The sequence below is a fragment of the Arcicella rosea genome (assembly GCF_014204325.1).
Taxonomy (GTDB): Bacteria; Bacteroidota; Bacteroidia; order Cytophagales; family Spirosomataceae; genus Arcicella; species Arcicella rosea_A.
In genome coordinates, this window is record NZ_JACHKT010000029.1 from 39,997 (window position 1) to 52,039 (window position 12,043).

7 protein-coding genes are annotated in these 12,043 nt (G+C 35.5%); 4 read left to right on the forward strand and 3 right to left on the reverse strand.

Going from position 1 to position 12,043, the window contains the following annotated elements:
* Window positions 1–19: 19 nt before the first annotated feature.
* From yidD to HNP25_RS16870, 3 genes are all read right to left on the reverse strand, one after another.
* The gene (gene yidD, locus HNP25_RS16860) at window positions 20–454 is read right to left on the reverse strand and encodes a membrane protein insertion efficiency factor YidD (RefSeq protein ID WP_184136028.1); all 435 of its coding nucleotides are present in this window, start codon (window positions 452–454) and stop codon (window positions 20–22) included.
* Window positions 435–1,151: a hypothetical protein gene (locus HNP25_RS16865; RefSeq protein WP_184136030.1), complete on the reverse strand. Its 717-nt coding sequence runs from the start codon at window positions 1,149–1,151 to the stop codon at window positions 435–437. Before HNP25_RS16865 ends, yidD begins: the two co-directional genes overlap by 20 nt.
* Before the next feature lie 128 nt (window positions 1,152–1,279).
* A complete protein-coding gene (locus tag HNP25_RS16870; protein ID WP_184136032.1) occupies window positions 1,280–3,034 on the reverse strand; it encodes a phospho-sugar mutase in 1,755 nt (584 codons plus the stop codon).
* A gap of 335 nt (window positions 3,035–3,369) precedes the next feature.
* Between HNP25_RS16870 and HNP25_RS16875 the strand changes: the two genes are divergently transcribed.
* From HNP25_RS16875 to accD, 4 genes are all read left to right on the forward strand, one after another.
* On the forward strand, window positions 3,370–6,378 hold the full coding sequence (locus HNP25_RS16875; protein WP_184136034.1) for a SusC/RagA family TonB-linked outer membrane protein: 3,009 nt from the start codon (window positions 3,370–3,372) through the stop codon (window positions 6,376–6,378).
* Window positions 6,379–6,406: 28 nt separating this feature from the next.
* Complete coding sequence (locus HNP25_RS16880) at window positions 6,407–7,849, forward strand: RagB/SusD family nutrient uptake outer membrane protein (protein ID WP_184136035.1); 1,443 nt, start codon at window positions 6,407–6,409, stop codon at window positions 7,847–7,849.
* A gap of 191 nt (window positions 7,850–8,040) precedes the next feature.
* Window positions 8,041–10,671 carry a T9SS type A sorting domain-containing protein gene (locus HNP25_RS16885; protein WP_184136037.1) on the forward strand — a complete coding sequence of 877 codons (2,631 nt, stop codon included), beginning with the start codon at window positions 8,041–8,043 and terminating at the stop codon, window positions 10,669–10,671.
* 214 nt (window positions 10,672–10,885) lie between these two features.
* Entirely contained in the window at window positions 10,886–11,728 is an 843-nt protein-coding gene (gene accD / locus HNP25_RS16890; RefSeq protein ID WP_184136039.1) for an acetyl-CoA carboxylase, carboxyltransferase subunit beta, read from the forward strand.
* Window positions 11,729–12,043: the final 315 nt, after the last annotated feature.

Below are 12,043 nucleotides of genomic sequence, written 5' to 3' on the forward strand. Positions count from 1 at the left end.
AGAGAATTGTGTAGTTCCATTATTCTATTTTATACATCTTTGGAGAATCTATTACTTTACCTTGTTCGTTTACTCTGAATGGATTAATCGTAGTTCCACTTATTCTATTACATCTAGCCAAGCGGTCAGCAGTAAGAGCCAGTCCTTTTACGATACCATATTCTTGAATAGCAGATTGGCTAAACCTTGAACATGAAAGTTCGTATAAACAATTGGCTGAAAATTGTGGAGATATTACTTTCTGATAAACCTTTAATGAACCATTCAAAAATAGTAATATCGGATTGAATGTTTTAGGTTTTTGTGTTTGAACCAAAAGTTTTGCACTACTGTCTTTTTGAATCAAATATGTTAAATCCGTTTTTAAACTTTGAGACCTAACTTCTCGAACAAGTAAAAAAAAGAAAGCTAACAAAATCACATGTACCGAAACTTTATTTAAGGACTTTTGCATTGGCAGGAATCGTAAAATCTGAAAGTTTGCTATTCACAGCTTCATTGACTTTTATGTCAGCGTATGTTGTCTTTGCAATGACAGAATCTTTAGCAGAAAAATAATCTATTTGAGTAACAGTAAGCGGGAAATCAAGTCCACCAAAGTTTTGATAGTTGTAGTAATACATCTTTTTAATTACTTGCCCATTCCCACCGATGTACTTCGTATAAATTGGATTCGCACCATCATGAACTAACTCGACAGACTTAATATCTTTCGCCAATCGTGCTGGAGCAGTCCAAGTACTTATCATTAAGTTTTTTTCGAATTTGGTATTTTTATTAATAAATCCCATCGCTCTTAAACCTAAATCTGCTTTTTGGTTATTCAGGAAATAATAAAATTGAGAAGTCTCTGTACTAAAAAGATAATTCACTTGTTGAATTACTGTATTTTTAACAGGATCGTAAATAGAAATTTCCCCTTTTGAAGTATTGATGATATACTGATTACTTGGTAGAGAATAATGACTAATCATTTTGCCCCCAGCTAATTGATAAAAAATATCAGCTTTTACAGTAACGGTTTTCCCAGCTCTCACTGAACGAGAAATCATCGATGCTCCTATTTTTTTGATATTACTAGAGGAAATAAAAGCTAGTGAGAAGAAGGTTATCAGAAACCCAAAAACGATGGTTGATTTTTTATTAAGCATAGTTAAAATGAAATAGGGATTTCAGGTTCAGTTTCTTGGTGAGAATTAAATTAGGCAAAACCTAATTTATAAAAACAATAGTGATGCAAAAACGATGGTTCTTACATCACTATTATTTTATGATTTATTTACTTTAAACCCAAATCCTCTTGAATCGCTGAAACCTTTTGTTTCAATTTCGCAAGAACAGCATCAAAATCTTCTGCTTTTTCTAAAGGCTCATTTACCGAAACATAGAATTTAATCTTAGGTTCTGTTCCTGAAGGACGAGCAGATACTTTTGTTCCATCTGCTAAAACCAATTGAATTACATTGGATGCTTCCATACCCAAGCCTGTTGGAATATTGGTAATCGCTCCAGATTTCAAATCGGTTGAAGTAAGGTTCGTATAATCAATTACGGTTACTGGTTCTGAACCTGCTACTGTTGCTGGAACATTACTGCGTAAATCAGCCATCATTTTTTGAATTTCTTCAGCACCAGCTTTTCCTTTTTTCGTTAACGAAATCAAGCCTTCATAATAGAAATTATTTTCCATGTACATACTCGTCAAGAAATCGAATAATGATTTGCCATTATCTTTTGCATAAGCCGTCAATTCAGCAATCATTGCACAAGAAGCGATGGCATCTTTATCACGAACAGCATCACCAATTAAGTAGCCATACGATTCTTCTCCTCCACCAATAAACTTCTCTTTCCCTTCTAATTCACGAATTACCGCAGCGATAAATTTAAAGCCAGTCAAAGTGTTATAACATTTCACACCTTGTGTTTCACACATTTTATCAATGATATTCGTCGTAACGATGGTTTTTGCGATGAACTCTTTTCCTGTCAATTTACCCGCTTTTTTCCAAGCATCTAACAAGTAATAAATAATCAAGCTTGCCATTTGGTTACCGTTCAAAAGTACCCATTCGCCAGCTGGATTTTTAACCGCTGCTCCTACTCTATCCGCATCTGGGTCGGTAGCAATTACCAAATCAGCATCTATTTCTTTTGCCAAATTCATGGCTAAAGTCATTGCTTCGGTTTCCTCAGGGTTTGGATAAATTACTGTTGGGAAGTCTCCATTTGGTTCTGCTTGTGCTTCAACGACGTTTACATCTTCAAAACCTAACAATTTTAAAGCTTTTGGCACAAGTGTAATTCCTGTTCCATGAATTGAAGAATAAACAATTTTTAAATCTTTCTGACGAGTAATTACATCAGGATTGATAGAATTGGACTGAATTGTTTTCAAATACTCTGCATCAATTTCTTCGCCAATTGAAGTAATCAAATCTGGATTTCCCGAAAAGTTGATTTCATCTACAGACTGAATTTTGTTTACTTCTGCAACAATATTTTTATCATGAGGAGCAACCACTTGTGAACCATCGTTCCAATAAGCTTTGTAGCCATTATATTCACGTGGGTTGTGCGATGCCGTGATTACCAAACCAGCGTTACATCCTAAATACCTAACAGCAAATGATAATTCAGGCGTTGGGCGTAATTCTTTGAATAAGTACACTTTAATACCATTTGCCGAAAAAATATCAGCCGCTACTTGAGCAAAGTATGCAGCATTATTTCTTGAATCATGAGCAATCGCTACGCTAATACTTTCGCCTGAGAAATTAGCTTTCAAATAATTGGCAAAGCCTTGTGTGGCAGAGCCAACAGTGTATTTATTCATACGGTTTGAACCTACTCCCATTTCTCCACGCATTCCACCCGTTCCAAACTCTAAGTCTTTATAGAAAGAATCTGTCAATTCTGTTTCTTTTCCTTCATCTAAAAGTTGTTGGATTTTGGATTTTGTTTCGGCATCATAATTTCCCGAAAGCCATGTGTCAACCTTTTGTTGGGTAAGTGCGTCTAAGCTAGCAATCATAATATTATTTGTTAAGTTAAAGTCTGAGATTTTTTCTACCAACAAATATAAAAATTATTTGTTGTATTGAATAGAGTTCCTTTGCTTTAGTGTTCTGCGATTTATTAAACGGTTTTTTTTAGGAATTACCAAATAAAAAATAGGGTTTTATAGTTTTTACATAGTTAAATAATCACCATAAATGTTATCTTTGAGATAAATCTTCATAAAAATTCGCTAATCTATTATTAATAATTTAAGAATAGACTCTAGTTCCCATCATTATACTCTTCTAGTTTAAGATTTAAAGTTAAGATTAAAACTAATCGTTCAAATTAAACAACCAAATCAACAACATGAACAGAAAATTACTAATGATTTTTGTGCTGATGCTGACTTTAACGCTCAAAATAGCGGCTCAAGACAGAATAATCTCAGGAAAAGTAACCTCCTCTGAGGATGGAGCAGCACTTGCAGGTGTGAGTATTTCAGTAAAAGGGACATCCAAAGGAACAACCTCTGCAGCCGATGGTTCGTATAAAATTAGCGTTCCAAACAATGCGACATTAACCTTTGGGTTTGTTGGATTTATTAAACAAGACATTACAGTTGGAACAAAAACGATCATCAACGTTGCTTTAGTAAATGATATTACAGACATCGAAGAAGTTGTTGTGGTTGGATACGGAACAACAAAAAAACAAAATCTTACGGCTTCTCAAGCAAATATTTCAGGAAAAGCTTTAGAAGGAAAAGCTGGGGGTTCAACATTTGACAATCTTTTGCAAGGGAAAGCGGCTGGTTTACAAATTACTTCGGTGAATGGTCGTCCTTCAGGACAAAACTTTATCCGTATCCGTGGGGAAGGTTCATTAACGGCGGGTTCTCAACCACTAGTCGTAATCGACGGTGTGCCAGTTGCCAATAGTGAAGCACAAGGTGGTATCAATGTTTTAAATACGATTAACCCCAATGAAATTGAAGATGTTCAAGTATTGAAAGATGCTTCTTCAGCGGCAATCTATGGTTCAAGAGGTGCCAATGGCGTAATTCTGGTTACGACAAAACAAGGGAAAAAAGGTTTACCAAAAATTACTTATTCTTTCCAAGCTGGATATTCAGAAAAAACACCTGACAATTTCAAAATGATGACTTTTGAAGAAAAGCTTCGTTATGAAAAAGACTTGGGTTATACCAACGGTTATTTTCTGGATGATGTAAATACTATGACTGATGCAGAGTACCAAGCAGAGGTAACAAGATTATCTGCTGGTAAAACAGATTGGTTCAAAACATTACTACAGAAAGGTCAATTAAGAACACATCGTTTGGGAATTAGTGGTGCTAATGATGCTTTTTCATATAACATCGCTTTACAAACTTCTAAAGTAGGTGGTTTGGTAAATGGTTCTAACTCTGATTTGAACACAGGAAGAATCAACTTGGAATACCGTGCTAGTAAATGGTTAAAAACTGGGAGTAATTTACAGTTTGCATCAATCCAATCGAATGAACAAAGAGACCGTTATAATGTGCAAAACCCTTTTTATGCCATTTATGCTTATAATCCTTACGAACCAGAATTCAATGACGATGGTACCTATAACCTTACCGTTAATGGATTTAGTATCTCGGAGGCAATCGTAAACAATACAGAAAAGCAAACAGTTGTCAATGGATTAGGTAGTTTTTTCATAGCCTTAACACCTATCAAAGATTTAGATATTCGTTCACAAATCGGCTTAACTTATACGGACTATTACAGAGAATATTATATCAAACCAAACTCAATTCTAGATCAGTATGTTGGGGACCCAGCAGCGAGAGGCTCAAAAACAGATAATGGTTCACAAGGCTTTAATTATGTTTTTACTAATACTGCTACTTATTCTAAATCTTTTGATGATACTCATAATTTCAAAGTATTAGGTGGTATAGAATTTACAAGAGATAGACTAAAAACCTATACATTGTCATCAAAAGGCTTTCCATCAGATAAAGTAAGTACTCAAGATAACTCATCAACACCAACGGGTGCATCTACTGGTAAATCAGATTGGGCATTGTATTCATTATTTGGTCGTATCAATTATGATTTTAATCAAAAATACTTCCTTGATTTATCCGCTCGCCGTGACGGTTCTTCTCGTTTTGGTTTGAATAATCGTTATGGTTTATTTGGAGCTGTTAGTGCTGGCTGGCATTTAGATAAGGAATCATTCATTGAAGATTTAACCTTTATCAATTCCTTAAAACTCAGAGCTAGTTATGGTTTAACAGGTAACGACCGTATCGGTAATTATACTTCATTAGGTTTATATCGCTACAATAGCTACGGTTTAACTTCTGCGACTTTTCCATCGCAAGTAGAAAACCCTGATTTAACTTGGGAAAAACTAGCAGCTACTGATATTGGGATTGACTTCTCTGTATTGAATAATCGTCTTTATGGTACGATAGACTGGTATAACAAAAACAATTCATCGTTACTGTATGACCGCCCTTTATCTTCAACAACTGGTTTTCAATCAAGAACAGAAAACGTGGGAGCAGTACAAAACAGAGGTGTTGAATTTACCCTTGGTTATAAAATTCGTGATACAAAAGACTTGAAATGGGATGTGAATGTGAATTATTCTATCAACAACAATAAGGTTACAGCACTAACAGAAGATGGAATTATCCGTCCTGGAGGTCTTAGCAAACTTCAAATCGGACAACCAATTGATGTTTATTTTATGACTCGTTATGCAGGTGTGAATTCAGCAACGGGTGCTCAACAATTTTATAATATCAATGGTGAAATTGTAGAAAATTATAGTCCAAGTGATGCTGTAATTTTAGAAGGGAAATCACGCTTGGCGACTCGTTTTGGTAATTTCCATACAGATATTAGCTATAAAGGTATTTCGTTAGGTGCTGATTTATACTATTCAGGTGGAAATTATATCTTCAACTCTATGTGGAATGACTTAACGTCTGATGGTGAATACATTTATAATAACCAAGCGGCAGATGCTTTGAATTATTGGAAAAAAGCTGGTGATACTGGTGTCCTTCCTGTTCCAACAGGCATTAGTTATACAACAGACCGTTATTTACAAAAAGGTGATTTTATCCGTTTGAGAAATGTCACTTTAGGTTATACAATTCCTACAGGTATTACGAAAAAAGCAAAAATTCAATCTGTAAGAATTTATGCACAAGCTCAAAACTGGTGGTATCACGCATTTGAAGCAAAAGGTGACCCTGAAATTGGTTTCGGACAAGCAGAAAGTACAGGTGGACAAACGCAAGGTTTATTCCGTGGATATAGCTATCCTGTTGCTCGTCAATTGACATTCGGTATTGATTTAACCTTCTAAATTCATCCACAAAATAGACTTTCAAAATATGAAAAAATATATTTTAACTCTTGGCATTTTTACTCTGATAGGAGTAACAAGTTGTAGTGATAAAGAACTTGAACTAAGTCCATACAACTCAGTAACGGATTCACAAGCATTTGAAACTGAAACAGATTTTGGTAATGCAGCACGAGGAATGTATGCTCGTAATGTTGGTGGATTATCCGGATTATCGGGTGGTTCATACTATGCTGGCTCATCAATTAGTCTTCCTGATGTTATGTCTGATAATGCTATCATGAGCCGTACTGGTCGTTTATCAAATCGTTTTTTTCATGAATGGCGATATAATGGCGACATCGCTTGGGATTTATGGACACAAGCATACTCTTCAATTCGTAGAGCTAATGGTATTCTTGTTAACATCAATAAATTACCTGATGGAACTGCCAAAAATAACTTCAAAGGTGAAGCCTTAGCAGTAAGAGCTCTCGCTCATTTTGACATGGTTAAATTATACGGAAAAGCTTTTACGCAAGCAAGTGATGCTGACTTAGGCGTCCCTTTCGTAACAAGTACTGACCCAACAGCCAGACCAGCTCGTGAAACTGTTAAGTCTAATTATGCAAAAATTGAAGCTGATTTAGTAGAAGCTGCAAGCTTAATCGGTAGTGGAAATGGTATTTATCGTTTCAACAAAGCCGCAGTTTATGGCTTACTTTCACGTTTGTATTTGTATGAAGCACAATGGCAAAAAGCAGCTGATGCAGCTACTCAGTCTTTAGCATTAAGTTCAAGCCCAGGTTCTCTTGCTAACTTCTCAAGTATTTGGAAAGATGCAAGTAATGACGGGGTATTACTGAAATTACAAATTGTTGACAAAGATGGTGTATCGCCTGGCGTTGAATACAGCCAAAGTTCAGCATCGGGAGTACGTTCAGAATATGTTGTTGATTTTGAACTTTTTAGGTTATACAAAGACAATGATGTTCGTAAAACGGCATATATTGGTTCAAGTACTTTCGGTGGTTTCAGATATAACAATATCATCAAATATTTTGGACGTGCTACAGGTAATGCAAACGTAGTTGACCCTAAGGTAATCAGAGTTGCAGAAGTATTATTAAATCGTGCAGAGGCATTGGCTCAATTAAATAAAGATGCTGATGCACTTAGAGATTTGAATACTTTAAGAGCAAGCCGTTACATTGGTTTTGTCGCTGATGATAACCAAGAAGGTGGTACTGCATTGAAAACAGAAATTGATTTACAGAGACGTCTTGAATTAGCTTTTGAAGGACATCGTTTCTTTGACATTAAACGTAAAGGATTGTCTATTGCTCGTTCAAATTGGGGGGACAGATTCGACGGAACAGGAACAACTTATGGTTTCAAAACCTTGACCGCTGGCGATGCTAAATTCCAATTGCCTATTCCAACTAATGAGATTCGTACAAATGCAAATGTTACACAAAATCCTGGTTATTAATATTTAAAATAAATTTGTTAAAAAGGCTTTCTTGATATAAAAAGAAAGCCTTTTTTTTCGTTTAAATATTGTTTACTCCTTGATTAACTACCGTTTCTAAATCCTTTATCAATTTCTATCAAAAATAGTTATTATCTTGTGTAGCAAACACTTCAATTTCTATTTAATAAGTCTCCTAAAAACATTTGAATATGAGAAAATTATTACTTTTTACCTTCTTTATAGTGGGAAGCATTCAAGGTTTCTCTCAAAAAATCAAAATTGAGTCTATTCCAGGTACTCAAATTGTTGATTATGCCCAAACACCAGAGCAAGCTAAAGAACGTGTTTTGCCAATGGGTTATACTGAGATGATGAAAGCTAAATTAGAAGCCGACAAAAAGCTCGCAGCCAATACTCGTCAAGCAGCAAGCCAAACAGCCAACTTTCAAGTATTCTATGAACAAGGCTCAAACTTGCCTACAGAAGTAAAAGCCATATTCGAAAGAGCGGCAGCTACTTGGGCAAATGCTTTAAATTCTGATGTGCCTATTAAAATATTGGTGCGATGGAGAAGTCTTGCTTCGGGTGTTTTAGGTTCGGCGGGTGCTTCTACCTACTTTCGTAATTTTCCTGGGGCGGCAAAAGCTGGAACTTGGTATCCAATTGCTCTTGCTGAAAAAATGGCGAGAAAAGATTTGAATGGAGAAGACCAAGCTGATATCGTAGCTACTTTCAATTCAGACCGTACCGACTGGTACACTGGCGAATCTACCCCAACACGATTACAGTATGACCTCTATTCAGTTGTTTTGCATGAATTTGGTCATGGACTCGGCTTTATTGGTACTTTCGGAGCTAATGAAACAGTAGCAGGTTGGGGAAGTGGAAGTTTTGTAGGTTCAGCAGGTATTTTTGATAATTATATTGTAAACAGTACAGGCGTTTCTTTAATCGACTCTACTTCAATAGAAAACTTCTCAGAAGCCCTTCGTAAGGAAGTTGTAGGCGGAAAATTATTTTTAAATAGTCCATCAGCCACAAAAGCTAATGCTAACAAGCAAGCTAAATTGTATGCTCCAACAACTTATAGTGCAGGTTCAAGTATTTATCACGTTGACCAAGCTACTTATCGTATCGGTGACCCAAATGCTTTGATGACACCATCCATTTCTGCGGGAGAATTAACCCGTGACCTCGGACCAATCATTTTAAATTTCTTTGCAGATATGGGTTGGAAAAGTAGCTCTATTACTCATGACCCATTCACTGATAATGAAGATACTAATAAAGATTATGTGTTTACCGCTAAAGTATTCGGAGATACTGCTATTAAAGATGGTTCTGTAAAACTTTACATGACTACCTCCAAGTTTATTGCAGATGCTAAGGAAGTACCTTTAACTAAAAGTGGCAATCTATATTCTTACACACTTCCAAAATCAGCGGATAGAAGACAAATTAGTTATTATTGGCAAGGAGAAGATTTGGCAGGAAGAAAATTAGCGACACCAGCCGAAGCTCCATTGAGCACCAAAGGCTTTACTAATTTCTATCAATTTACAATTGGTGCTGATACTGTAAAACCTGTTATTGGCTATACCAACAATATTTACTCTATTTACACGACCGATACAGAAGTAAAATTACCACAAGGACAAGCCTTTGATAACATCGGGATTGATAGTGCTTATGTAGAATATTATATCAATGATGTAAAGCAAGCACCAATTTTATTGACCTACACCACTGAAGATAGAACCATTACTTTTGATGGCAGTTTTAAATTCACTTCAACACAATTCAAAGGAAATGATGTTGTAAAATATCGTATCGTCGTAAAAGATAAAGCGAAAGCCAGAAATACAAGATTCTCTCCAGAAACTGGTTTTTACGAATTCAAAGTATTGAAATTATTCCCAGCAGTGAATACCTACAATAATAATTTCGATACTTCGCCTGCTGCTCCTGAAGATTTTTATTTGAAAGGTTTTACTTTTTCAAGACCTACCAATTTTACTAGTATAGCTTTAAATTCAGATCATCCTTATAAAAATGGTTCGGAAGAAGTATTTGAATCTGATGGAAACCTTTTCTCAAACTACATTGCTCAATTGTTAAGACCAATTACTTTGAGAAGTGATACAGCTAAAATCTATTTCGACGAAGTAGTTTTAGTAGAAACAGGTGCTGCTGGTTCTGTATTTCCAGATAGAGAGTTCTTCGACTACGTTGTTGTAGAAGGCTCTAAAGATGGTGGTAAAACTTGGCAATGGTTCCAACCAGGTTGGGATTCTAACGACGACCCTGAATGGGCTAAAGCTTGGACGGCATTGAATCTTGATAAAGACCAAAACTCTAAGACAGTCGGCAATCCTAATCTTTTCAGAAAAAGAGAAATCAATATGCTAAGTTCTGGCGATTTTAGAGCGGGTGATAATGTTCTAGTTCGTTTCAGACTTTTAGCTGACCCATTAGCTCATGGTTGGGGCTGGACTGTAGATAACTTAAATATTCAAGGGCCATCAGGTAAACCTGTTACGCCAACCAATCCTACCGTTTTGGGTAATGAAATAAGTAATGATATTGAAGTAGCAATTTCTCCAAATCCATCAACTACTGGCGAATACAAAATAAAAGCTAGTTTTGCCAAAGCTACCAAAAACGTAACAATCAATGTAGTAAATATATTTGGATTATCTGTTTTCAACGAGCAACATAACAACTCAGGAAACGAATTCAACCATATTATTAACCTTGGTGGAATATCAAATGGTACTTATTTATTGAAACTTCAAACTGAAAATGGAGTAATCAATAAAAAGATAATTCTAGCAAAATAATCTTTTTGAACAAATTCAAACGAGCCTTTTTGTGTATTCAATCAGGCTCGTTTTTGTTGTGACTTATACAATTTTTCACAAAAATGTTATAAGTCGAATCGCAATACCTTATCTTTGCGAAGATTTTTCCATTCCTAAAATGGATAAAGCGACATCACAAACTTGGAACAAAAGGCTTTCAATCTTTAACATTTGAATTTAGCAAACATAAAATATGTCTTGGTTTACCAGAAAAGATAAGGGTATTTTAACCCCTACAGAATCAAAACGTGAAGCTCCAGATGGGCTTTGGTATCAGTGTCCATCTTGCAAAAAAGCAATGCACACTCGTGAACATCGTTTGTTCGCTTATACATGTTCAAACTGTAATTATCATGAGAAAATTGGCTCACAAGAGTACTTCGAGCTACTTTTTGACCAAACAAAATATACAGAATTGGATGCCATGCTTTCATCAGGTGATCCTTTGAATTTTGTGGATACAAAACGATATCCAGATCGTATCAAGGCTACTGAAAAGAAAACAGGGTTGAAAGATGCCGTTAGAACTGCACACGGTAAAGTGAACGATATTGAAATCGTTGTTTCTGCAATGGACTTTTCATTTATTGGTGGTTCGATGGGTTCGGTTGTAGGTGAAAAAATTGCAAGAGGTATCGACTATGCACTTGCACACAAAATCCCATTCTTGATGATTTCAAAATCCGGTGGTGCAAGGATGATGGAAGCAGGTTTTTCTTTGATGCAAATGGCAAAAACTTCTGCAAAATTAGCCCTATTAGCTGAGGCAGGAATTCCTTACATTTCTTTATTGACAGACCCAACGACTGGTGGTGTTACAGCTTCTTATGCCATGCTTGGAGATTTCAACATCTCTGAACCCGGTGCTTTGATTGGTTTCGCTGGTCCAAGAGTAATTCGTGAAACCATTGGTAAAGATTTACCAAAAGGTTTCCAAAGTGCAGAATTTGTTTTAGAACACGGTTTCCTTGATTTTATCGTAGATAGAAAAGATTTAAAAGATAAGCTTTCTTCTTTATTGGGAATGTTAGCGTAATAGCTTTAAGCCTTGAGTGGTGAGCTTTTAAATTACAAAAGGGTTGTTGATTTTGAATCAGCAACCCATTTGTATTTTTAAAGCTAAATTATTTTTAATAATCAAATTATGTACGGCGAATATTCGTACATTTGCATTGCTAATTCGAAAGTCTATTCTGAAATATTTTCAGTTTGTCATACGTCTGTCGCACAATATTGGCTAATAAAAGAAATAACTCAATCAACTTCAAACAAAAAAATATGATTAAAAAAAATTAGAAACGATAGAAAAATAAAAACTTAAACAAAAAACAAGAATTAAAGATTTAAAGAT